Raw genomic sequence first — 24,098 nt, forward strand, 5'->3', positions numbered from 1 at the left:
ACGATTAGATTGGTGCACATGACACAGGCCCCCGCGCGCCGCCGAACCGGCCGGAGACAGCACGACCGAGAGATCGTCGCGCTGGCGGTGCCGGCCTTCGGCGCCCTCGTCGCCGAGCCCCTCTTCCTCATGACCGACACCGCCATCGTGGGCCATCTGGGCACAGCCCAACTCGCCGGTCTCGGCATCGCCTCGGCCCTCCTGATGACCGCCGTGAGCGTCTTCGTCTTCCTCGCCTACGCCACGACGGCAGCGGTTGCCCGCCGTGTCGGAGCGGGCGATCTCCAGGCCGCCATCCGGCAAGGCATGGACGGTATCTGGCTGGCACTGCTCCTCGGCGCCGCCGTCGTCGCCGCAGCGCTGCCGACGGCACCCCACCTCGTGGACCTCTTCGGCGCCTCGGACGCGGCAGCCCCTTACGCGATCACGTATCTGCGCATCTCCGTGCTCGGCATACCGGCCATGCTCGTCGTTCTCGCCGCGACCGGTGTCCTGCGCGGATTGCAGGACACCAAGACCCCGCTCTACGTCGCCGTCGCCGGCTTCGTTGCCAACGGCGCTCTCAACGCCGGGCTTGTCTACGGCGCCGATCTGGGGATCGCCGGATCCGCGTGGGGCACGGTCATCGCTCAGTGCAGCATGGCCGCGGTCTACCTCGTGGTGGTTCTGCGAGGAGCGCGCAAGCATGGGGCCTCGCTGCGTCCGGATGCCGCCGGGATCAGGGCCTCCGCGCAAGCCGGTGTGCCCCTGCTGGTGCGCACGCTCTCCCTGCGGGCGATCCTGATGATCGCCACTGGGGTCGCCGCCCGTCTCGGGGATGCCGACATCGCCGCCCACCAGATCATTCTCTCTCTGTGGAGCTTGCTGGCCTTCGCCCTCGACGCCATCGCTATCGCCGGGCAGGCCATCATCGGTCGCTACCTCGGAGCCGGTGACGCCCAGGGTGCTCGGGACGCATGCCGTCGCATGGTCGAGTGGGGTATCGCCGTCGGGTTCGTTCTCGGCGTTCTGGTGGTCATCGCCCGACCGGCCTTCCTGCCCCTGTTCACCAGTGACCCGGCGGTCAGGGATGTGGCGCTGCCTGCCTTGATCATCGTCGCCCTGTCCCAGCCGATCTCCGGCATCGTCTTCGTCCTGGACGGAGTCCTCATGGGCGCCGGCGACGGCCCGTACCTCGCCTGGGCGATGCTGCTCACCCTGGCGGTGTTCACTCCGGTCGCTCTGCTGGTCCCGGTACTGGGCGGCGGTCTCACCGCCCTCTGGGCCACGATGACGCTGATGATGACCGTACGCATGCTGACCCTGTGGCTCCGCACCCGCTCTGGCCGCTGGATCGTGACGGGCGCGACCCGCTGACCGTTTCACGTGAAACGCTGCCTGCTTCACGTGAAACACGATGTGCTCCACAGAACGCGGTGTTTCACGTGAAACACGGACGCCCCTCGGCAAACATGCATCCGACAGACACGAATGGGGCCGCACCCCGCAGGGTGCGGCCCCATCGCTTACTGCTTCAGCAGCGCGGCACTCAGGCCGCGACGACCTCGATGTTCACCTTGGCGGCAACCTCGGGGTGCAGACGCACGGACGTCTCGTGAGCGCCCAGCGTCTTGATCGGCGAGCCGAGCTCGATGCGGCGCTTGTCGACCTCGGGACCACCGGAGGCCTTGATCGCGGAAGCGACGTCGGCCGGAGTGACGGAACCGAAGAGACGACCGGCGTCGCCGGAGCGAACGGCCAGACGGACCTTGACGCCCTCGAGCTGGGCCTTCACAGCGTTGGCCTGCTCGATGGTCTGGATCTCGTGGATCTTGCGAGCACGACGGATCTGTTCGACGTCCTTCTCGCCACCCTTGGTCCAGCGGATAGCGAAGTTCCGCGGGATCAGGTAGTTGCGAGCGTAACCGTCCTTGACGTCGACGACGTCGCCCGCGGCACCGAGGCCGGAGACCTCGTGGGTGAGGATGATCTTCATGAGTCGGTCACCCTTCCCTTATCGCGCGGTGGACGTGTAGGGCAGCAGCGCCATCTCACGGCTGTTCTTCACGGCCGTGGCGACGTCACGCTGGTGCTGCGTGCAGTTACCGGTCACGCGGCGGGCACGGATCTTGCCGCGGTCGGAAATGAACTTCCGCAGCATGTTCGTGTCCTTGTAGTCCACGTACGTGACCTTGTCCTTGCAGAATGCGCAGACCTTCTTCTTCGGCTTGCGCACAGGCGGCTTAGCCATGGTGTTTCTCCTGTGTGATCAAGAAGTGTGAGTGCGAACCCGCCCCTAGAAGGGGGGCTCGTCCGAGTAGCCGCCGCCACTGCCGCCGCCGGAGTTTCCACCCCAGCCGCTGCCGGCGCCCTGGTTGCCACCGGCGGGAGCACCGGTCGCCCACGGATCGTCGGCGGGAGCGCCGCCGCCCTGCTGGCCGCCACCGGGGCCGCCGCCCCAGCCGCCGCCGCCTTGGGCGCCGCCGCCACCACCGCCACCGCTGTAGCCGCCCTGGCCACCGCGGCCGGTGGTCTTGGTGACCTTGGCCGTGGCGTTGCGCAGGCTGGCGCCGACTTCCTCGACGTCCAGCTCGTAGACCGTGCGCTTGACACCCTCACGGTCCTCGTAGGACCGCTGCTTCAGCCGGCCCTGCACGATGACGCGCATGCCTCGCTGGAGCGACTCAGCGACGTTCTCCGCCGCCTGACGCCAGACCGAGCAGGTCAGGAAGAGGCTCTCGCCGTCCTTCCACTCGTTCGTCTGGCGGTCGAAGGTGCGGGGGGTGGACGCGACACGGAACTTCGCGACCGCCGCACCGGAGGGGGTGAAGCGCAGCTCGGGGTCGTCGACAAGATTGCCGACGACCGTGATGACGGTCTCGCCTGCCATGGGGGAACCTCTCGGCGGGTTTGCTCTGGCTGCTTGCTACTCGAATCCCGGGATCAGCTGAGCTGGAAGCTCAGTGGGTCTCGGGGCGGAGGACCTTGGTCCGGAGGACCGACTCGTTCAGGTTCATCTGGCGGTCGAGCTCCTTGACGACCGCAGGCTCGGCCTGCAGGTCGATGACCGAGTAGATGCCCTCGGGCTTCTTCTTGATCTCGTACGCGAGACGACGACGGCCCCAGGTGTCGACCTTCTCGACCTTTCCGCCGCCGTCACGGACGACAGAAAGGAAGTTCTCGATCAGCGGAGAGACAGCGCGCTCCTCGACCTCGGGGTCGAGGATGACCATCACCTCGTAGTGACGCATGTGGAACCCACCTCCTTTGGACTCAGCGGCCACGGTCGTTCCGTGGCAGGAGGGTTGTGATGCGTAGCAACGGTATCGGCCACCACTGACAGTCGGGGGTTCTGACGAGAAGCCCCTGCCATGACATGGGCAGACACCGGTGCGGACGGTACAGAGTACCCGCACAGCGGCTTGCGGTTGAAATCCGGCCGCCCGGGCAGCCAATCTGTACACATCGGGTGTGTATGGCGCTACGATGCGCCGCCTTTCGCAGGAGGTGCCCTATGGCACAGGCATTGCGACCCAACACCGCCGGCGGTCTCTTCGCCACGGACGGCAAGCCCCATCCCCTCCAGGACGCCCTGCTCGCGGTGACCCTGGTGCTGGGCCTTTTGTCGTTCCTCACGGCGATCATCGACGAAGACCTGCATGTGCTCAGCTCCTGGGCCGGCCTCGTGGGCATCCTCACGGGTGCGTACGGCCAGTGGATCTCGGAGACGACCCGCGAGCGCTTCGGCCTGATCCTGGGCCTGGGCGCATCGGGGGTCGGGTTCTTCCTGGGCATGGCGCACGGCGGCCTCATCGGCTGACGCCAGGACACCCCTCATCTGAACACCGGGTCACGCCCAGGCCGGATTCGGGCCGGGGCGAAGGTCCCGTACGGCCAACCGGCGCGCTCCCACGGCGCAGTAGGCTTCGCGCGAGAGCCGGAGCCCCTGTACCCATGGGGACACACCAGCCCGAGGAGCGCCCCGAAATGAGCCTGACCCTGAGGACCATCAGTCGCGAGCAGCATCTGGCTTACATCCAGAGCCTGCCGTCGGCGAGCCACATGCAGGTCCCGGCCTGGGCTGACGTCAAGGCGGAGTGGCGCTCCGAGAACCTCGGGTGGTTCGACGACCGCACCGGCGAGATGGTCGGTGCGGGTCTGGTCCTCTACCGGCAGCTTCCCAAGATCAAGCGCTACCTCGCGTACCTCCCCGAGGGGCCGGTCATCAACTGGTTCGCGCCGAATCTGCAGGACTGGATCGAGCCGATGCTGGCGCACCTGAAGCAACAGGGCGCCTTCTCCGTGAAGATGGGCCCGCCGGTGATCATCCGGCGCTGGGAGGCCCCCTCCATCAAGGCGGGCATCCAGAACCCGGACGTCAAGCGCCTGCGTGACATCGAGGCCGACCACATCGAGCCGCGCGCCTTCGAGGTCGCCGACAAGCTGCGCCGCATGGGCTGGCAGCAGGGCGAGGACGGCGGCGCCGGCTTCGGCGACGTGCAGCCCCGCTACGTGTACCAGGTGCCGCTGGCGAACCGCTCCCTGGAAGAGGTCCACAAGAACTTCAACCAGCTGTGGCGCCGCAACATCAAGAAGGCCGAGAAGGCCGGCGTCGAGGTCGTCCAGGGCGGCTACCAGGACCTCGAGGAATGGCAGCGGCTGTACGAGATCACGGCCGTGCGCGACCACTTCCGGCCGCGCCCGCTGTCGTACTTCCAGCGCATGTGGACGGCCCTCAACACCGAGGACCCCAACCGCATGCGGCTGTACTTCGCCCGGCACAACGGCGTGAACCTGTCGGCCGCGACGATGCTGATCGTCGGCGGGCACGTCTGGTACTCCTACGGCGCCTCCGACAACATCGGCCGCGAGGTCCGGCCCTCGAACGCGATGCAGTGGCGGATGCTGCGCGACGCCTACGCGCTCGGCGCCACCGTCTACGACCTGCGCGGCATCTCCGACTCGCTGGACGAGACCGACCACCTCTTCGGCCTGATCCAGTTCAAGGTGGGTACCGGCGGCCAGGCGGCCGAATACCTCGGCGAGTGGGACTTCCCGCTGAACAAGCTCCTGCACAAGGCGCTCGACATCTACATGTCGCGCCGCTGATGTCCCGTTCAGTGCTTCTATACCTCTGAATACACGGCAACCGCCGATACACGGCACCGCGAGAAAGGTTCCAGGTCCGGCCATGGCGCTCACGCTCTACGTCGACACCGCGCGCTGGCGTGCGCACCACAAGCACGTACAGGAGCAGTTCCCGGGCCTCGTGCCGGTCTGCAAGGGCAACGGCTACGGCTTCGGGCACGAGCGGCTGGCGGAGGAGGCCACACGGCTGGGCTCGGACGTCCTCGCCGTCGGCACCACGTACGAGGCCGCCCGGATCAAGGACTGGTTCGGCGGGGATCTGCTGGTGCTGACGCCGTACCGGCGCGGCGAGGAGCCGGTGCCGCTGCCGGACCGGGTCATCCGCTCCGTCTCGTCGATAGACGGTGTGTACGGCCTGGTCGGTGCCCGCGTGGTGATCGAGGTCATGTCCTCGATGAAGCGGCACGGCATCAGCGAGCAGGACCTGGCCCAGTTGCACGCCGCCATCGAGAACGTCCGCCTGGAGGGCTTCGCCCTTCACCTGCCGCTGGACCGCACCGACGGCTCGGACGCCGTCGAAGAGGTCATCGGCTGGATGGACCGGCTGCGTGCCGCCCGGCTGCCGCTGCACACCATGTTCGTCAGCCACCTCAAGGCCGAGGAACTCGCCCGGCTCCAGCAGCAGTTCCCGCAGACCCGCTTCCGGGCCCGCATCGGCACCCGGCTGTGGCTGGGGGACCACGACGCCACCGAGTACCGCGGCGCGGTCCTGGACGTCACGCGCGTCACCAAGGGCGACCGCTTCGGCTACCGGCAGCAGAAGGCCGCCTCCGACGGCTTCCTGGTCGTCGTGGCGGGCGGCACGTCGCACGGAGTGGGTCTGGAGGCCCCCAAGGCGCTGCACGGCGTCATGCCGCGCGCCAAGGGCGTCGCGCGCGCCGGCCTCGCGACCGTGAACCGGAACCTTTCTCCGTTCGTCTGGGGCGGCAAGCAGCGCTGGTTCGCCGAGCCGCCGCACATGCAGGTCTCGATCCTCTTCGTGCCGGCGGACGCGCCGGAGCCGAAGGTGGGCGACGAGCTGGTGGCCCATCTGCGGCACACCACCACGCAGTTCGACCGGATCATGGACCGCTGACGGCGCGACGCACCGACCGCGCAGCACACAGCAAGAAGGCCGTACACGGCTTCCCGTGTACGGCCTTCGGCGTCTCGCGGTTACGGCATCTCGCGCCGTTCGCTCAGAGCGAACCGCCTGTAGCGCCCGGCTTGCCCCACTCGACCGGCGGTCCGTCGAACTGGGCGGTCACGTGCCGCCGGGGGCGAGCCGCGGGCCCGAGAACGAAGACGTCCTCGGCTCCGTCGAGCACTCCGCCCGAGGGGTCGTCGTCACCGGACCGCCGCACGGGATCCCGCTCCGGCATGAAGATGTCGCGCACGACCATCACGCAGAGGTACAGCGTCCCCAGCAGATGCAGGGCGATGGCCCAGTGGTATCCGTCGGTGGGCAGCCCCTTGTGGGCCTCTCCGCTGGTCGTGTACGCGAGGTAGAGCCAGATTCCCAGGAAGTAGGCCACCTCACAGGCCTGCCAGATCAGGAAGTCCCGCCACTTCGGCCGGGCGAGAGCCGCCAGCGGCACCAGCCACAGGACGTACTGCGGTGAGTAGACCTTGTTGGTGAGGATGAACGCCGCGACGATCAGGAAGGCGAGCTGGGCGAACCGCGGGCGGCGCGGGGCGGTCAGGGCGAGCGCCGCGACAGCCGCGCAGCACACCAGCATCAGCAGCGTGGCCAATGAGTTGACCGTGTCGGTGCTGAGTGGGTCGTCCGAGTTCTGGGCCATGATCAGCCAGAAGGAGCCGAAGTCGACGCCCCGCTCCTGACTGAACGTGTAGAACTTCGACCAGCCCTCGAACGCGAAGAGCATCACCGGCCCGTTCACGACGACCCAGGCGACGATCGCACCACCCAGAGCCGTCCCGAACTCACGCCACCTGCCCGCGCGCCAGCACAGCACCATCAGCGGCCCGAGGAGCAGGAACGGGTACAGCTTGGCGGCCGTGGCGAGGCCCAGCAGGACGCCGAAGGCGAGGGAGCGGCCACGTGACCACATCAGCATCGCCGCGGCCGTCAGAGCGACCGCGAGCAGGTCCCAGTTGATGGTCGCCGTCAGCGCGGCGGCGGGCGCCAGGGCGACCAGCAGGCCGTCCCAGGGGCGTCGGGCGTGGGTGCGGGTCACGCAGACGGCGATGACCGACACACACACCATGAGCATTCCGGCGTTGACCATCCAGTACCACTGCTCCTGGTACTGGATGGTGCCGCTGCCGGGCGTGAGCCAGGAGGCGACCTCCATGAAGACGCCGGTGAGCACCGGGTACTCCAGGTACTGCATGTCGCCGGGAAGCCTGTCGAAGTACGGCACGAGCCCGTCGGCGAAGCCGCGCCCCTGGTAGAGGTGCGGGATGTCCGAGTAGCACGCGTGCGTGTACTGGGAGCTGGCGCCGAAGAACCAGGCGCCGTTGTAGCAGGGCGCCTTCTGGACCAGTCCGAGGGCGAACATGCCGATCGCCACCAGCGCGATCACCCGTACAGGAGTCCACCAGGACGCCCCGAGCAGGGCACGTCGCCCGAGCGGGCCACCGATCAGCTCGCTTCCGGCCGCGGCGACCTCGTCCTCCTTGGTCGGCCGCACCGGCTCCGGCTCATGGACGCTCGCTTGCGTCGATTCTGCACTGGGCATGCCGCACATCCTGCCGTACGTGTCCAGCAATACGCCGAGGGCCGCCGTACCCCGAAGGGGACGGCGGCCCTCGTTTCACGTGAAACACCTTCGCGTTTCACGTGAAACACCCAAGCCGGGCGATCTGTCAGCGGCTATCCCTCAGGGCCTCCGAAGATGCCTCCGTTGCCATTGCCTCTGCTGTTGCCACCGTTCTCGGCTGTACCGGTCGGTGCGGGCGGGGAGGACACGCCGCCGTCCGTCCCACCGTTCTCGGTGCCACCGTTCTCCGTGCCACCGTCGTTCTCACATCCGAAGAATCCGCAGGTGTCGCTCGGCGTGGGCGACGGAGTCGAGCTCTCGCTGGGCGTGGGGCTCGGCGACTCGGTCACGGGCTCGCTGGGCTCGACGCTGGGGGTCGGGGTGGGCGTCGGAGCGCCCACCTCGTCCTGGATCTCGCCGATCTTCTCGGCCTCCGGGAAGCCGAGGTCGGGCTTGCCCTTCAGTGCGGCCTTCATGTACTCGGTCCACACCAGAGTGGGGACGTCACCACCGTGGATGGATTTCTCACCCGCCGTGCCGTTCATGGAGAGCAGCTTGGCGCTCTTGGGGTCCTCACGGAACATCGCGACCGAGGTCGACAGCTGCTGGGTGTAGCCGACGAACCAGGCCGACTTGTTCTCGTCGGTGGTACCGGTCTTGCCGGCCGCCGTACGGCCCAGGGACAGGGCGTTCTTACCCGTACCGTTCTGGATGACGTTCTCCAGAACGTCCGTGACGTTGTTGGCCACCTGCTCGGGCATCGCCCGCGTGACCCTCGGCTTCTCGAAGCCCTCGATCTCACGGCCATTGGACTTGACGCTGGTCACCGAGTACGGGGCGGCCTGCTTGCCCGCCGCGGCGAACGTCGCGTAGGCGTCGGCCATTCGGATCGCACTGGGAGTCGACGTACCGAGCGCGAACGAAGCGTTGAGACCGGCGAAGCTGCTGTCCAGGATGCCGGACTTCTCGGCCAGGTCGGCCACGTTCTTCATCCCCACGTCCATGCCGAGCTGCACGAACGGCGTGTTGACGGACTGCTCCATCGCCTTGCGCAAGGAGATGTAGCCCCAGGGGTAGTCGCTCTCGTTCTCCTGGAAGAACGGCGTGTTGTCCTTCTTCAGGACGTAGGTTCCGTCGTTGTTCTTGACCTTGAGGTGGTCGTTGCCGTTGTACTTGCTCAGCGGCGAGAGGGGACCGTCGCTCCGGTAGGTGCCGTGCTCCATCGCGGCGGCGAGCACGAACGGCTTCCACGTCGAACCGACGGGGACACCCGAGGTGTCCGCGTTGTTGTTGAAGTGGCCGTTCTCGTACCCCGCGCCGCCGTAGAGCGCGACGATCGCCCCGTCGTTGGGCTTCACTGACGCCGCACCGAACTGGACGTGCTTGTCCAGCTCACGGTTCTCCGGGTCGAGCTTCTCCTTCTCGACCTTCTTGACGGCCTTCGCCAGCGCTTCGACCTTGTCCTTGTCGAAAGTCGTCTTGATCTGGTAACCGCCCAGGTCGAACTGCTTCTCGGAGATGTTCGAGTGGTTCAGGACGTACTTCTTGGCCGTGTCCGCCAGATAGCCGATCTGACCACTCATGCCCTTGGAGGCCTTGCGGGGCTGGGGCTCGGGGTAGTTCTTGATCGCGTCCTGGTACTGCTTGTCCGTGATCTTCTTGTCGTTGTGCATCTGCTCGAGGATCCAGCTCCAGCGAGCCTTGGAACGCTTGGTGTTGGCGGTCTCGGTCGCCGATGAGTCGATGCCCTCGTTGCCCGCGGGGTCGTAGTAGGTCGGGCCCTTGAGCAGAGCGGCGAGGAAGGCGCACTCGTTCGGCTTGAGATCCTTCGCTTCCTTGCCGAAGTAGGTCTGCGCGGCGGCCTGGATGCCGTAGGCGCCGCGGCCGTAGTACGAGGTGTTGAGGTAGCCCTGGAGGATCTCGCCCTTGGTGAGCTTGGTGCCCACCTTGATCGAGATGAACATCTCCTTGAACTTACGGGTGAGCGACTGTTCCTGGCTCAGGTAGGTGTTCTTGACGAACTGCTGGGTGATCGTCGAACCGCCTTGCGTGTCACCGCCCCGCGCCATGTTCGCCAGGGCTCGGGCGATACCCATGGGGTCGACGCCGGAGTCCTGGTAGAAGCTCTTGTTCTCGGCCGAGATCACCGCCCACTGCATGGCCTTGGGGATCCGGTCGATCGTGACGTTCTGGCGGTTCTGGCCGCTGCCCGCCGCGACCATCTGGGAGCCGTCCTCCCAGTAGTAGACGTTGTTCTGCGACAGGGCCGCGGCGTTCTCCTCATTGGGGACGCCCACCATGGCGTAGCCGATGCCCGCCACGGCCACCAGGCTGCCGACGAAGCCGATGCACAGGCCGGAGACGAGCTTCCAGGACGGCATCCAGCGCTGCCAGCCGTACTTGCCGGCCCGCGGATAGTCGATCAGCCGATTCTTGTCGGGGACGGCGGCCGCGCGTCCTCTGCCCCGGCCGGGCCCGTTCGGGCCGCCAGGGCCGGTACGCCGGCCACCACGGGTCGGTTCGGCCGCTCTGCGGCGGCTGCCCCCCGTGCTTCTCTGCGCCGCACGCCGGGCCTCGGCACGGCCGCCGTACTGACGCTCCTCACCCCCTGAGTCGTAGGAGTCCGACCCATAGGAGTCGGACGGAGACCCGGTGGCGCCTCGCGGTGCCGCGCGGCGGCCGGGGGACGAGCCGGACTGGCCGCGTCGGGCCGCGGCACGTCCGCCTCCCTGCGGCTGCGGCGGTTTGCGACGGTGCTCGCTCATCGAACGACTACTCCTCGGGCAGGCGCACCCCTGCGCGCCTGGAAACGGCGGCTAGTTTCCGGTCCCCCCGAAGTACGGATGCGGTCGGCTCCGCATTCATCGGTCCCGCATGCACCCGTACTACACCGACGACGACGACGCTCTCAGGCGTCACTCGGTTCCCGGTGATGTGCATGGCGCACAGACTACGCACCGCCAAAACCTGCCGAGCCCCAAAGTTCACCTCAAAACAGGCAACTCGTGTCCGATGAATCGGTGATGTGATCCCGTTCACCCGACCCCCTCTTGTCGCATCCGGAAGGCCGTTCTATCGTCATGATGTATCGAGTCGATACATCAGCTCGACACATCGGCCCGACACATCGGACCGATACATGCGCACCGCGGCGAGAGGAGGCGACGATGAGCCGGCGTTCCGGGATCCTCGAGTTCGCCGTACTCGGCCTGCTCCGCGAATCTCCGATGCATGGCTATGAGCTGCGCAAACGGCTCAACACATCGCTGGGCGTGTTCCGTGCGTTCAGCTACGGGACGCTCTACCCCTGCCTCAAGACGCTGGTCGCCAACGGCTGGTTGATCGAGGAACCGGGGAACACCGCCGAGGACGCCCTCGCCGCCCCCCTCACGGGGCGCCGCGCCAAGATCGTCTACCGGTTGACGGCGGAGGGTAAGGAGCACTTCGAGCAGCTGCTCTCACAGACCGGGCCCGACGCGTACGAGGACGAAACCTTCGCAGCCCGTTTCGCCTTCTTCGGGCAAACCTCACGCGATGTCCGCATGCGCGTGCTGGAGGGACGCCGCAGCCGGCTGGAGGAGCGGCTGGAGAAGATGAGCGCTTCCCTGGCCCGGACCCGGGAACGCCTCGACGACTACACGCTCGAGCTCCAGCGCCACGGGATGGAGTCCGTGGAGCGCGAGGTGCGCTGGCTGAACGAGCTCATCGAGAGCGAGCGGGCGGGGCGGGACCTCAAGGGTCCGGCCACCGAGGAGCCCGCTTCGCGCGACACCACATCTGGAGCGTCGGGCGGCCTGCCCCGGACGGGGGACGCCCCCCTTCCGGATACGCCTGACGACACCGCCACGTGAGAGCCCACTCAGGGCCTCACTCGTACACACAGGGAGCAACCGGAATGGGTTCGGTTCGCGTAGCCATCGTCGGTGTGGGCAACTGCGCCGCATCGCTGGTACAGGGAGTCGAGTACTACAAGGACGCCGACCCGGCGTCCAAGGTGCCGGGCCTGATGCACGTCCAGTTCGGCGAGTACCACGTCCGCGACGTCGAGTTCGTCGCCGCGTTCGACGTGGACGCCAAGAAGGTCGGTCTCGACCTGGCGGACGCCATCGGGGCCTCCGAGAACAACACCATCAAGATCTGCGACGTACCGAGCACCGGTGTGACGGTCCAGCGCGGCCACACCCTCGACGGCCTCGGCAAGTACTACCGCGAGACCATCGAGGAGGCCGCCGAGGAGCCGGTCGACGTCGTCCAGGTCCTCAAGGACCAGCAGGTCGACGTCCTCGTCTGCTACCTGCCCGTCGGCTCCGAGGACGCGGCGAAGTTCTACGCCCAGTGCGCCATCGACGCCAAGGTCGCCTTCGTCAACGCCCTCCCGGTATTCATCGCCGGCACCAAGGAGTGGGCGGACAAGTTCGTCGAGGCGGGCGTCCCGATCGTCGGTGACGACATCAAGTCCCAGGTCGGCGCCACCATCACGCACCGCGTGATGGCGAAGCTGTTCGAGGACCGGGGCGTCGTCCTGGACCGCACCATGCAGCTGAACGTCGGCGGCAACATGGACTTCAAGAACATGCTCGAGCGCGACCGCCTCGAGTCGAAGAAGATCTCCAAGACGCAGGCCGTCACCTCCCAGATCCGCGACCGCGACCTGGGCGAGGGCAACGTCCACATCGGCCCTTCCGACTACGTCGCCTGGCTGGACGACCGCAAGTGGGCCTACGTCCGCCTCGAGGGCCGTGCCTTCGGTGACGTCCCGCTGAACCTGGAGTACAAGCTCGAGGTCTGGGACTCCCCGAACTCCGCCGGCGTCATCATCGACGCCCTGCGCGCCGCGAAGATCGCCAAGGACCGCGGCATCGGCGGTCCGATCCTGTCGGCGTCGAGCTACTTCATGAAGTCCCCGCCGGTGCAGTACTTCGACGACGAGGCCCGCGAGAACGTCGAGAAGTTCATCAAGGGTGAGGTCGAGCGCTGACGCGCCGCAACTGATCGCTCCTGCCAGGGCTGGGAGGGTCCCCGGGTCGTACGACCCGGGGACCCTCCCCGTATGTGAGGCTGGGCCCCATGGCCGTCGTCCGTGACCTGCGCGTCCTGTTGCGCTTCCAGGGCTTCCGGCGCCTGCTCGCCGTACGCCTGCTGTCCCAGGGTGCCGACGGCGTCTACCAGGTCGCGCTCGCCGCGTACGTGGTCTTCTCACCGGAGAAGCAGACCTCGGCGGCCGCGGTCGCCTCCGCGATGGCGGTGCTGCTGCTCCCGTACTCCCTCGTCGGCCCCTTCGCCGGTGTCCTGCTGGACCGCTGGCGCCGCCGTCAGGTCCTGCTGTTCGGCAGCCTGTTGCGCGCCCTGCTGGCCTCCGCGACGGCCCTGCTGATCCTCAGTCCGGCTCCGGACTGGCTCTTCTACGTGTCGGCTCTGTGCGTCACCGCGGTCAACCGCTTCGTCCTGTCAGGTTTGTCCGCCGCCCTGCCACGCGTGGTCGACGCCGACCGTCTGGTCCTCGCCAACTCTCTCTTCCCGACCGCCGGAACACTGGCGGCGACCGCGGGCGGCGGCCTCGCCTTCGTCGTGCGCCTGGCGGTGGCGGACTCGGACGCCGCGGTGGTGCTCGTGGGGGCGGGGCTTTATCTGTGCGCCGCCCTGGCATCGCTGAGCATGGCGCGGGAACTCCTCGGCCCCGACCGGCCCTTGGCGCGCGGGCGGATCAAGACGGCCCTCAGGGGCACCGCCCGCGACCTGATGGCAGGCGTACGTCACCTGGCCGCCCCGCAGCGCCGGGAGGCCGCCTGGGCGCTCGTGGCGATGTCGCTGATGCGGTTCTGCTACGGCGCCCTGCTGGTCATGCTGCTGATGCTGTGCCGGTACGCCCTCACCTCGACCACGGACGACGGACTCGCCCTGCTGGGACTGGCGTTGGGCGTGTCCGGCGCCGGGTTCTTCTCGGCGGCCGTGGTGACGCCCTGGACCGCGGGGCGGTTCGGACCGGGCCGCTGGATCGTCGCCTGCGCGGGTGCCGCGGCGCTGCTGGAACCTGCTCTCGGGCTACCGTTCGCCACCGTCCCGCTGCTGGCCGCAGCCTTCGTCCTGGGGCTGACCACTCAGGGCGCGAAGATCGCCACGGACACCATCGTCCAGTCCTCCGTCGAGGACCACTTCCGTGGCCGGATCTTCTCGGTTTACGACGTCCTCTTCAACGTTTCCTTCGTCGTCGCGGCCGTCGTCGCCGCCCTGATGCTGCCGCCGGACGGCCGATCCGTGACGCTGGTGATCACGATCGCTGTTATCTACGCGGCAGTAGCTGTGACTATGAACCGTTTTGGCCGCCGGTAAGTGTCACATCAATGACACAGAGCCACTTCCGGCTACTGGGTTGTCAGTGGGGACCGCTACCTTACGTGGGTCTTATCTCGCGACATGTTCGCGTCACTCACCATGTTTTAGGGGGACCCCCAAGTGACTACTCCGCCGCCCCAGGGCAACCCATTCGCACAGGGCCAGCCCGCGGCTGCACCTCAGGCTCCGTTCCCGCCTCAGGGCGGGTACCCGCAGCAGCCCGGGCAGCCCGGCTTCCCGCCCCAGGGCGCGGCTCCGTACGCTCCGGTTCCGCCGCAGCCGACCGGTCGCAAGCTCAGCTTCAAGACCATCAAGAACATCGCCATCGTCATCGCGGTGGCGAGCATTGCCATCGGCGGCTACATAACCAGCCGGGACGACGCCAACACGGCGGCTGTCGGCGACTGCATGCACCGCGGCGGCAGCAGCGACAGCAACCCGGACCTCGAAGTCGTGAAGTGCGACGACGCGAAGGCCCAGTACAAGGTGCTGGCCAAGATCGAGGGCTCGTATCTCACGGACACCCTGGCTTCCAGCAAGTGCGAGGCCGAGGACAAGGACTTCCAGTACACGTACACCGAGAGCGGTGACGGCAAGGACTTCCTGCTCTGCCTGAAGGACTACAAGAAGTAGGCAGAGACGACGAGGGGCGGTGTTTCACGTGAAACACCGCCCCTCGGTCTGCCTCCCGCAGGCCGCCTGTCTCCAGCGGGGTCGTGTTTCACGTGAAACACGACCCCGTTTCACGGCCTCAGCTCTCCTGCTCGGCCCACCACTCCTTGAGCTCGGCCACGGCGGCGTCCTGCTCCATCGGTCCGTTCTCCAGGCGCAGCTCCAGCATGTGCTGGTACGCACGGCCGATGACCGGGCCGGGACCCACGCCGAGGATCTCCATGATCTGGTTGCCGTCGAGATCCGGACGGATCGAGTCCAGCTCCTCCTGCTCCTGCAGCTTGGCGATCCGCTCCTCCAGCCCGTCGTACGCGCGCGACAGGGCCGCCGCCTTGCGCTTGTTACGGGTCGTGCAGTCCGAGCGGGTCAGCTTGTGGAGGCGGTCGAGGAGCGGGCCGGCATCACGGACGTAGCGGCGGACCGCGGAGTCCGTCCACTCGCCCATGCCGTAGCCATGGAAGCGCAGGTGGAGTTCGACCAGACGTGAGACGTCCTTCACCAGCTCGTTGGAGTACTTCAGAGCCGTCATGCGCTTCTTGGTCATCTTCGCCCCGACCACCTCATGATGGTGGAACGAGACCCGGCCGTCCTTCTCGAAGCGGCGCGTGCGCGGCTTGCCGATGTCGTGCAGCAGGGCAGCCAGGCGCAGGGTGAGGTCGGGACCGTCCTCCTCGAGCGCCATCGCCTGCTCCAGGACGATGAGCGAGTGGTCGTAGACGTCCTTGTGGCGGTGGTGCTCGTCACGCTCCAGGCGCAGCGCCGGCAGCTCGGGCACCACGCGTTCGGCGAGACCCGTCTCGACGAGCAGCGTCAGGCCCTTGCGCGGCTGCTGGGACAGGATCAGCTTGTTCAGCTCGTCCCGCACCCGCTCGGCCGAGACGATCTCGATGCGCCCGGCCATATCCGTCATGGCCGTGACGACCTCGGGGGCGACCTCGAAGTCGAGCTGAGCCGCGAAGCGTGCGGCCCTCATCATCCGCAGCGGGTCGTCCGAGAACGACTCCTCCGGGGTGCCGGGAGTGCGCAGCACACGCGCCGCGAGGTCCTCGAGCCCGCCGTGCGGATCGACGAACTCCTTCTCCGGCAGCGCCACCGCCATCGCGTTCACCGTGAAGTCACGGCGGACGAGATCCTCCTCGATGGAGTCGCCGTACGACACCTCGGGCTTGCGCGAGGTGCGGTCGTAGGCCTCCGAGCGGTAGGTGGTCACCTCGATCTGGTAGCCGCCCTTGTGGGCACCGACCGTGCCGAACGCGATCCCGACCTCCCACACGGCGTCCGCCCACGGGCGCACGATCTTGAGGACGTCCTCGGGGCGGGCATCGGTGGTGAAGTCCAGGTCGTTGCCGAGCCGGCCCAGCAGCGCGTCCCGTACCGAGCCGCCGACGAGGGCGAGTGAGAACCCGGCCTCCTGGAAGCGGCGGGCGAGGTCATCGGCGACAGGAGCGACTCGCAGCAGTTCACTCACCGCGCGGTGCTGCACCTGGCTCAGGGCACTGGACGTTTCTTCGTTGGCGTTCGGCACAACAGAAGAGGGTACGTGGCCGGGCCACCGCGGGCTCCCCCTAATCCGCATGCAGAAGCATGTGGACACGTCCGGTATACGTGCACAATCCCAGCTCATGAGCCTTAAAGAAGCGTTCCCGGCCATAGGGTCGTATACCGGACAGCACGGCGTCGGCCCGCGATCTTGTGGAGCGGACCGCGGCACTTCCCCTCAGCGCGCATCGTTACCATGCGTGGACGCACATTCCGACGACCACTGACGACGACGAGGGACGGACGAGCGCGTGGCCGAGGCGGCAGACTTCCAGGGGACCAGTGCCTCACCTGCCCGCCGCTTGCTGCGGCGCACCGGGGCACTGCTCGCCGGCGCGCCCCTGTTGGCCGGACTCCTCCAGCTGCCCGCCGCGACGCCGGCGGGCGCGGCCGGGCAGGAGTCCCTGCAGGCAGCCTCCAGCGCGGGCTCGGTGTCGGTCGCGGTCGACTCGCTCAGCCCCAGCGCCCCCTCGGAGGGGGACACGGTGACCGTGTCGGGCACCGTAACCAACAACGGCAAGCAGACCGTCACCGGCGCCCACGTCGACCTGCAGGTGGGCCCCCCTCTCGAAACCCGCTCGGCGATCGACACCCTCGCCAAGAAGAGCGACGACATCCAAGGACCCTCCGGCGAAAAGGTCGGCGGCAAGTACACCGAGAAGTTCTCCGCGCTCACCCCCGGTGTCGCTGAGCCGTTCAGCATCTCCGTGCCGACCGACAAGCTGGATCTCGGCCGCGACGGCGTCTATCAGCTGGCCGTCGCGCTCTCCGGGAAGACCGCGGCTCAGTCCTGGGACCAGGTTCTCGGCATCCAGCGCACGTTCCTGCCGTGGCAGCCGGAGGAAGCCGGCACCATGACGAAGACCACGTTCCTGTGGCCGCTCGTCTCCAGCGCCCACATGGCGGCCGAGACAGGGTCGAACGAGCAGCAGACGCCGGTCTTCCGCGACGACGAGCTCGCCGAGGAGATCGCTCCGGGCGGTCGCCTCGACCAGATGGTGTCGCTGGGCAAGGGCCTCGACGTCACGTGGGTGGTCGATCCGGACCTGCTGGCGTCCGTCGACGCGATGACGGGGAGCTACGAGGTCCGCGGTGCGGACGGCTCTACCACCCCCGGCAAGAACCAGGAGATCGCCAAGCACTGGCTCGCCGAGCTCCAGCAGGCGGTCACGGGCGAAGAGGTGGCCGCCCTGCCGTTCGGCGACCCGGACCTGGCGTCCCTCGCCCACAACGGCACGAACGTCACCGGCTCGCTGAGCCACCTGAAGGAGGCCACCGACGCCGCCGAGGAGACGGTGGACACGATCCTCCATGTAAAACCGTCCACGGACTTCGCCTGGCCGGTGGACGGCGCCGTCGACCCGTCGATCGTGAAGGTCGCCACCTCTGCGGGCGCCGACAAGGTCATCACTCGCAGCGACAGCCTCCAGGACAACCTGTCGTACACGCCCTCCGCAGCCCGTCCCATCGGCGGCGGTACCACGGCGGTCGTCGCGGACTCCCGGTTGTCCACGGCGTTCCGGGGCGACCTGACCAAGGCCTCCGCCTCCACGCTCGCCGTGCAGCGTTTCCTGGCCCAGAGCCTGACGCTCGGCCTGCAGACGAGCAAGCAGCGCAGCGTCGTCGTCGCCCCGCAGCGCATGCCGTCCGTGAGCCAGGCGCAGGCCATGGCCGAGGCCCTGGCGACCCTCCAGGACGGGAACTGGTCCGAGTCGCAGGACCTCACGGCCGCCGCCAAGGCCAAGCCCGACCCGGCTGCCGACACGAAGGTGCCGTCGGTCTCGGCGTACCCTTCCACGCTGCGCAAGCAGGAGCTGCCGCGCGCCGCCTTCGAGCAGATCGCCAGGACCCAGCGCAAGCTCGACAAGTTCAAGGTGATCCTCACCCGCCAGTCCCGGGTGGTGACCCCCTTCGGGCGGGCCATGAACCGCGAGATGTCCACATCGTGGCGCGGCCGGGGCATCGCAGCGGTGGGATACCGCGACGGCATCGAGTCGTACCTCAACGGGCTCATCGACGGGGTCAAGCTGATCCAGAAGTCGGAGACCAAGCTCTCCGGCCGCAGCGCCATGATTCCCGTGACCGTCCAGAACAACCTGGTCCAGGGCGTCGAGCACCTGGAGCTGCGACTGACGTCGAAGAACCCCACGCGACTCAAGATCGGCGGAGACGCCTACGACGAGCAGCCCGTCACCGTCAACGGCGGCCACGCCCAGTCGGTGAAGTTCACCACGTCGGCCAACGCCAACGGCCGGGCGGAAGTCGTCGCCCAGCTGTACACGGAGGACGGCCAGAAGTACGGCGACCCGGTCACCTTCGACGTGAAGGTCACCGAGGTCACGCCCACGGTGATGCTGGTCATCGGCGGTGGTGTCCTGCTCCTGGTCCTCGCGGGCTTCCGGATGTACACCCACCGCAAGCGCGCCGCCGCCCGTGAGGCCGCCGAGGACGACACAGCCGAGGCGGACGACGAGATCGACGGCCCGCAGAGCCAGGTCGACGCTCCGCAGAACCCGGAGGCCTCCGGCGTACGTCTCAAGGAGGAGTCCGAGGCAGGCTCAGGGGCAGACGGCCCCGAGCAGCCGAGTGACCCGGCCCCGGACACCGCAGCGGAAAGCGCCGACCCGTCCGGCACGGGTGAGAGAGTGGACCGTTGAGAAATCGTGGCCGGTGGGCCCGGGACGATGAGGTGGGGTAACCATGAACGCGCCGTACGACGGTGACCGCGGTCGTGCCGCGGGCAGCTCGGGCTACCCCGATGCGGGCGGGCCCGAGGGTTCACCGCCCGAGCACGGCCAGGTGCCGCCGCAGCCGCCCACGGACATGTACCTCCAGGACGCCTACGGCCAGGACCCCTACCGGGCACAGGACCTCTCCGCCCAGGACCCGGTCGGCGAGGCACTGTACGACCGCGCCGCGCACCCGCCGCCCGCTCCGGGCACGTATCAGCCGCAGCAGCAGCTGTACGGCCAGCCGCCGCAGTCGCCGTACGCACCCGACCCGCAGGTGTGGGCTCAGACGCCGGCGCCTGAGCCGGAGGGGCCGACGCGGCATCTGCCGTACGGCGACGACCCCCGCACCACCCAGTTCGTGGGCGTGGACGAACTCGTCTCCCGGGCGGGCGAGCCGCGCCAGGAGCCGGACGCGTTCGCGCACCTCTTCCGGGACCAGCAGCAGAGCAGCGGTCACCCGTCGTACGAGTCGCCGTCGGTGCCCGGCCCGTCCCCGGCTCCGGGGCAGATGGCACAGAGCCCGTACGCACCGCAGGGTCAGTACGCGGACCCCGGCCAGACCGCGGCGGCACCGTCCCTCGTGGACGAGACGCCGGACCCGGTACCCGCCGCCTCGTCCGCCCCGAAGAAGGGCGGCCGCGCCGCGGGCCTGATGAAGTCCAGCGCCGTGATGGCGGCGGGCACGATGGTCTCCCGCCTCACCGGCTTCATCCGCTCCGCGCTGATCGTGTCGGCGCTGGGTGTCGGCCTCCTCGGTGACACCTTCCAGGTTGCCTACCAGCTGCCGACGATGATCTACATCCTCACCGTTGGCGGCGGTCTCAACTCCGTCTTCGTGCCGCAGCTCGTGCGCGCCATGAAGGAGGACGAGGACGGCGGCGAAGCGTACGCCAACCGCCTCCTCACCCTCGTCATCGTGACGCTCGGCGCACTCACCGCGCTCTCGGTCATCGGCGCACCGCTCCTGATCCGCGTGCTGTCCGACCCGGTGGCCAGCGACCCGGCCGCGAACCAGGTCGCCGTCACCTTCGCCCAGTACTTCCTGCCCACGATCTTCTTCATGGGCATCCACGTGGTGATGGGCCAGATCCTCAACGCCCGCGGCAAGTTCGGCGCGATGATGTGGACCCCGGTCCTGAACAACATCGTCATCATCGTGACGCTGGGCATGTTCATCTACGTCTACGGCACCGCGGCCGACTCCGGGATGAAGGCCACGAACATTCCGCCGGAAGGCCAGCAACTGCTGGGCATCGGCGTCCTGCTCGGCCTCGTGGTCCAGGCGCTCGCGATGATTCCCTACCTGCGCGAGACCGGTTTCCGGCTGCGGCTGCGCTTCGACTGGAAGGGTCAAGGCCTCGGCAAGGCGGTCACGCTGGCCAAGTGGACGGTCCTGTTCGTCCTCGCCAACCAGGCGGGCGCCATGATCGTCATTCAGCTGTCCACCGCGGCGGGCAAGGCCTCGCCGGTCGACGGCACCGGCTTCGCCGCCTACGCCAACGCACAGCTGATCTGGGGTCTGCCGCAGGCCATCATCACGGTCTCCCTCATGGCCGCCCTGCTGCCGCGCCTGTCGCGCTCGGCGGCCGAGGGCGACGGGGGCGCCGTCCGCGACGACATCTCCCAGGGCCTGCGCACCACGGCGGTCGCGATCGTGCCGATCGCGTTCGGGTTTCTCTCCATCGGCATCCCGATGTGCACGCTGATGTTCGGTTCCTCGGGCACCAGCGAGGCCACCAACATGGGCTTCATGCTGATGGCGTTCGGTCTCGGCCTGATCCCGTACTCGGTGCAGTACGTGGTCCTGCGTGCCTTCTACGCCTACGAGGACACCCGAACTCCTTTCTACAACACGGTCATCGTGGCCGCGGTGAACGCGGGCGCCTCGGCGATCTGCTACTTCGTCATCCCGTCCCGCTGGGCCGTGGTCGGCATGGCCGCCTCATACGGCCTGGCCTACGCGATCGGCGTCGGCGTCGCCTGGCGCCGGCTGCGCAAGCGGCTCGGCGGGGACCTCGACGGCGCCCGCGTCCTGCGGACTTACGCCCGGCTGTGCATCGCGTCGGTCCCGGCCGCCCTGCTCAGCGGCGCGGCCTGCTACGGCATCGGGCACTCGCTCGGCCAGGGCCCCGCGGGCTCGTTCGCCGCGGTCCTGGCAGGCGGTGCCGTGCTGCTCGGGGTCTTCTTCGTCGCCGCCCGCCGCATGCGCATCGAGGAGCTCAACTCGCTGGTCGGCATGGTCCGCGGGCGCCTGGGACGCTGAGTCGGGGGGTAGGCGCACAACCATCGTCAGCCACCGCGTGTCGTGCATAGCGGCGGACTGTGGGCACAATTGGTTTCGGCTTCGGACGGCGCGCACTGGATGCCGGCCGGCGCGCAATGGATGGGGAGGCAGGAACGACGGTGGCGGAACGGAGTACGGCTGCCGTCGACGTGGCAGACAACAGCGACGAGACGTCGCTGACCGCACAGGCGGACCAGTCCACGGCCGACGGTGTGGCCAAGAACCGGGAGCGGGACACGGACAGCGACGAGGTACAGGAGAGCACCCGGACCGACGGTGCCGGAACGACCTCGCCGCCCGAGCTGCACAGTGGTCACAAGCTCGCCAGACGCTACCGCCTCGAGGAGTGCGTCACCCGTCTGGACGGTTTCAGCAGTTGGCGTGCGGTGGACGAGAAGCTCCGCCGTGCCGTCGGCGTGCACATCCTGCCCGCCGACCACTCGCGGGCCCGCTCCGTCCTGGCGGCCGCCCGCTCCTCCGCCCTCCTGGGCGACCCGCGCTTCGTCCAGGTGCTGGACGCGGTGGAGGAGAACGACGTCGTCTACGTCGTCCACGAGTGGCTGCCCGACGCGACGGAACTGACCACGCTCCTCGCCTCCGGGCCCCTGGAGCCCTATGACGCCTACCAGATGGTCAGTCAGGTCGCCTCCGCCATGGCCGCAGCCCATCGTGAAGGCCTCGCCCATCTGCGGCTGAACCCCAACGCCGTACTGCGCGCCTCGACCGGCCAGTGGCGCATCCGCGGCCTCGCCGTGAACGCCGCCCTGCGCGGCGCCGCGTCCGACACCCCGCAGCGCGCCGACACCGAGGCCATCGGCGCCCTGCTGTACGCGGCGCTCACGCAGCGCTGGCCGTACGAGAGCGACGCCTATGGTCTGTCGGGCCTGCCGAAGGACATCGGCCTGATCGCGCCCGACCAGGTGCGCGCCGGGGTGCACCGCGGTCTGTCCGAGCTCTCCATGCGCGCGCTCGCCAACGACGGTGCCACCGCATCCCGGCACGAGTCGCCGTGCACCACTCCCGAGGAGCTGGTGAAGGCGGTCGGCGAGATGCCCCGCATCCGCCCTCCGGAGCCGGCGTTCACCGCCCCGCCCGAGTACCAGCGCACGACGTACCAGCAGGGCACCTACGGCCGTCAGTCCCCGCGCCCCGGCGTCACTCAGCCGGTCCCGTCCCCGCCGCCCCCGCTCCAGAGCCGCACGGGCAAGGCCCTCAAGTGGGCCGTCTCCGCGCTCCTGATCGCGGCGCTGGGCCTCGGCAGCTGGCAGCTGGCGGACGCGCTGATGGACCAGGGCGGTAAGACGGACGACCCGAACCAGACGCAAACGACGGACGGCGATGACGGCAACAAGCCCGCAGCGCCCCTGAAGCAGATTCCGATCGACAGCGTTCGGGAGTTCGCCCCGAGTGGGTCCGGCATAAAGGAAAATGAGGTCCAGCTCGCCATCGACGGCAAGTCGGACACCGCATGGATCACTCCGCAGTACCAGAACTATGCGAACTTCGGAAACCTGCCGTCGCGAAAGGATGGCAGCGGGCTGATCGTGGACCTCGGGCGGGTCCGAGAGGTGTCTCAAGTCGACATCACGATGTACCGGAGTGGACAGACAGTCGAAGTCCTGGCTGCGGACAAGGACGTTTCCGGCCCGTCAGCGCTAGGTGAGTTCTCCCGTCGACTGAGCAAACTGTCAAAAGCAGAGACACAGCTCCAGATCAGCCTGAAGAAGCCCGTTCAGACTCGGTACGTGCTTGTTCACATCACAGAGCTGCCGATCGATGGTTCTGCGGACCGTTTCAGGGGCGGCATCTCAGAGATCCAGGTCAAGGGCTGACAGAACGCGCGACCCCGGCATCCGCCGGGCACCGTGACGTGCGTCACATCGCGCTAGATCGCTCAGACTTGAACAGAACACGACATATAATCGTTCAGTCGTTCGATACTTTGCTGCGCATTTCCGCCATGCGCTCCATTCATAACAGAGGAATAATGAAGCGACGTATAGCAGCGGTAGCGACCGCTGCGGCTGCCGCACTCCTGTCCTTCCTGCCGACCAACGCATCCGCGGCAACCCACACGAAATGCCCCAGTGGCAGCCTTTGCCTGCAGCTGCACTACAACTCCTACTGGGGTGGTTCGAGCACAGCGTTCACTCACTCGGTCTCCAATTTTGGCGACTACACATTCCTGAGCTCCGGTGCCGGCCAGGGATTGACCGTGAAGAACAACGCTGCCTCCGCCTCGCTGCTCGACTACCCCGCCAACCACTCGAACGCTGCGATCTTCTTCCGCAGTGGTTACGGCGGTGCATGTGACTTCTTCTACGGTCACGGCGAGGGTTCCTTCACCGAGGCGTGGCGTCTGGGTCCCACCTATAACGAGAACGCCTCCTTCTACTTCACCAAGGGCGGCCCGCCTTCCGGTTCGAACTGCGCGACTTGGCGCTGACCCGAGCCGTTCGAACGGCGGGTGGGGAGTACGCCCACCCGCCGTTCTGCATGTAACCCAAGAAAGGGACAGGGCTACAGAAGTGCCTCGTAAGGTCGTATGTGGACGGGAGTCCGAGTGGCTGTCACGGCGATTTTTCCTGGGTGTGGGTCTCGCATGTCTGCTGACATCCTGTTCCCTGGGCACTGACAGTGAACCAGTCAAGAGCGGTGCCGATCGCACGCCAGACGCCACTTCGGGGTCGAACCGGATATCGGCCGAGC

At 67.9% G+C, this 24,098-nt stretch carries 19 protein-coding genes; 12 read left to right on the forward strand and 7 right to left on the reverse strand.

Annotated features, from left to right (window positions below; all coding sequences use genetic code 11):
• Positions 1-18 precede the first annotated feature (18 nt).
• Positions 19-1,356, forward strand: coding sequence for an MATE family efflux transporter (locus CEB94_RS20115; RefSeq protein ID WP_175433547.1), 1,338 nt, complete (start codon positions 19-21; stop codon positions 1,354-1,356).
• Positions 1,357-1,528: 172 nt separating this feature from the next.
• On the opposite strand, the gene rplI is transcribed toward CEB94_RS20115, so the two are convergent.
• From rplI to rpsF, 4 genes are all read right to left on the reverse strand, one after another.
• Entirely contained in the window at positions 1,529-1,975 is a 447-nt protein-coding gene (rplI, locus tag CEB94_RS20120) for a 50S ribosomal protein L9 (protein WP_175433548.1), read from the reverse strand.
• Between the two features lie 18 nt (positions 1,976-1,993).
• Entirely contained in the window at positions 1,994-2,230 is a 237-nt protein-coding gene (rpsR, locus tag CEB94_RS20125) for a 30S ribosomal protein S18 (RefSeq protein WP_003949403.1), read from the reverse strand.
• Positions 2,231-2,275: 45 nt separating this feature from the next.
• The gene (locus tag CEB94_RS20130; RefSeq protein WP_175433549.1) at positions 2,276-2,869 is read right to left on the reverse strand and encodes a single-stranded DNA-binding protein; all 594 of its coding nucleotides are present in this window, start codon (positions 2,867-2,869) and stop codon (positions 2,276-2,278) included.
• Positions 2,870-2,939: 70 nt separating this feature from the next.
• Positions 2,940-3,230 (reverse strand): 30S ribosomal protein S6, encoded by a 291-nt coding sequence (gene rpsF, locus CEB94_RS20135; protein WP_030847098.1) that lies wholly within the window; start codon positions 3,228-3,230, stop codon positions 2,940-2,942.
• Between the two features lie 263 nt (positions 3,231-3,493).
• Here rpsF and CEB94_RS20140 point away from each other — a divergent pair, with 263 nt between their 5' ends.
• From CEB94_RS20140 to CEB94_RS20150, 3 genes are all read left to right on the forward strand, one after another.
• Positions 3,494-3,799, forward strand: a complete 306-nt coding sequence (locus CEB94_RS20140; RefSeq protein WP_175433550.1) for a hypothetical protein — start codon at positions 3,494-3,496, stop codon at positions 3,797-3,799.
• Positions 3,800-3,966: 167 nt separating this feature from the next.
• Positions 3,967-5,088 carry a peptidoglycan bridge formation glycyltransferase FemX gene (gene femX / locus CEB94_RS20145; protein WP_142161973.1) on the forward strand — a complete coding sequence of 374 codons (1,122 nt, stop codon included), beginning with the start codon at positions 3,967-3,969 and terminating at the stop codon, positions 5,086-5,088.
• A gap of 82 nt (positions 5,089-5,170) precedes the next feature.
• Complete coding sequence (locus CEB94_RS20150) at positions 5,171-6,202, forward strand: alanine racemase (protein ID WP_175433551.1); 1,032 nt, start codon at positions 5,171-5,173, stop codon at positions 6,200-6,202.
• Positions 6,203-6,305: 103 nt separating this feature from the next.
• Here CEB94_RS20150 and CEB94_RS20155 read toward each other — a convergent pair whose 3' ends face one another.
• Entirely contained in the window at positions 6,306-7,817 is a 1,512-nt protein-coding gene (locus CEB94_RS20155) for a glycosyltransferase family 87 protein (RefSeq protein WP_175437086.1), read from the reverse strand.
• A 125-nt stretch (positions 7,818-7,942) separates the two neighbouring features.
• Entirely contained in the window at positions 7,943-10,594 is a 2,652-nt protein-coding gene (locus tag CEB94_RS20160; protein ID WP_246111855.1) for a transglycosylase domain-containing protein, read from the reverse strand.
• A gap of 402 nt (positions 10,595-10,996) precedes the next feature.
• Here CEB94_RS20160 and CEB94_RS20165 point away from each other — a divergent pair, with 402 nt between their 5' ends.
• From CEB94_RS20165 to CEB94_RS20180, 4 genes are all read left to right on the forward strand, one after another.
• A complete protein-coding gene (locus CEB94_RS20165) occupies positions 10,997-11,680 on the forward strand; it encodes a PadR family transcriptional regulator (RefSeq protein ID WP_175433552.1) in 684 nt (227 codons plus the stop codon).
• A 44-nt stretch (positions 11,681-11,724) separates the two neighbouring features.
• Positions 11,725-12,807, forward strand: a complete 1,083-nt coding sequence (locus tag CEB94_RS20170) for an inositol-3-phosphate synthase (RefSeq protein WP_175433553.1) — start codon at positions 11,725-11,727, stop codon at positions 12,805-12,807.
• Between the two features lie 89 nt (positions 12,808-12,896).
• Positions 12,897-14,159: an MFS transporter gene (locus CEB94_RS20175; protein ID WP_175433554.1), complete on the forward strand. Its 1,263-nt coding sequence runs from the start codon at positions 12,897-12,899 to the stop codon at positions 14,157-14,159.
• A 123-nt stretch (positions 14,160-14,282) separates the two neighbouring features.
• A complete protein-coding gene (locus tag CEB94_RS20180) occupies positions 14,283-14,795 on the forward strand; it encodes a DUF1720 domain-containing protein (RefSeq protein ID WP_175433555.1) in 513 nt (170 codons plus the stop codon).
• Between the two features lie 118 nt (positions 14,796-14,913).
• Here the strand turns inward: CEB94_RS20180 and CEB94_RS20185 are convergent, their stop codons facing one another.
• A complete protein-coding gene (locus CEB94_RS20185) occupies positions 14,914-16,359 on the reverse strand; it encodes a CCA tRNA nucleotidyltransferase (protein WP_175433556.1) in 1,446 nt (481 codons plus the stop codon).
• 265 nt (positions 16,360-16,624) lie between these two features.
• Between CEB94_RS20185 and CEB94_RS20190 the strand changes: the two genes are divergently transcribed.
• The 4 genes from CEB94_RS20190 to CEB94_RS40975 all read left to right on the forward strand — a co-directional run bounded on the left by CEB94_RS20190 (position 16,625) and on the right by CEB94_RS40975 (position 23,835).
• The gene (locus CEB94_RS20190) at positions 16,625-19,030 is read left to right on the forward strand and encodes a DUF6049 family protein (protein WP_175433557.1); all 2,406 of its coding nucleotides are present in this window, start codon (positions 16,625-16,627) and stop codon (positions 19,028-19,030) included.
• Positions 19,031-19,073: 43 nt separating this feature from the next.
• Positions 19,074-21,368, forward strand: a complete 2,295-nt coding sequence (murJ, locus tag CEB94_RS20195; protein ID WP_175433558.1) for a murein biosynthesis integral membrane protein MurJ — start codon at positions 19,074-19,076, stop codon at positions 21,366-21,368.
• 140 nt (positions 21,369-21,508) lie between these two features.
• Complete coding sequence (locus CEB94_RS20200; RefSeq protein ID WP_175433559.1) at positions 21,509-23,221, forward strand: protein kinase family protein; 1,713 nt, start codon at positions 21,509-21,511, stop codon at positions 23,219-23,221.
• Between the two features lie 383 nt (positions 23,222-23,604).
• Positions 23,605-23,835 (forward strand): hypothetical protein, encoded by a 231-nt coding sequence (locus tag CEB94_RS40975; RefSeq protein WP_246111856.1) that lies wholly within the window; start codon positions 23,605-23,607, stop codon positions 23,833-23,835.
• Positions 23,836-24,098 lie beyond the last annotated feature (263 nt).

This window comes from Streptomyces hawaiiensis, from assembly GCF_004803895.1.
In the GTDB taxonomy this organism is placed as follows: domain Bacteria; phylum Actinomycetota; class Actinomycetes; order Streptomycetales; family Streptomycetaceae; genus Streptomyces; species Streptomyces hawaiiensis.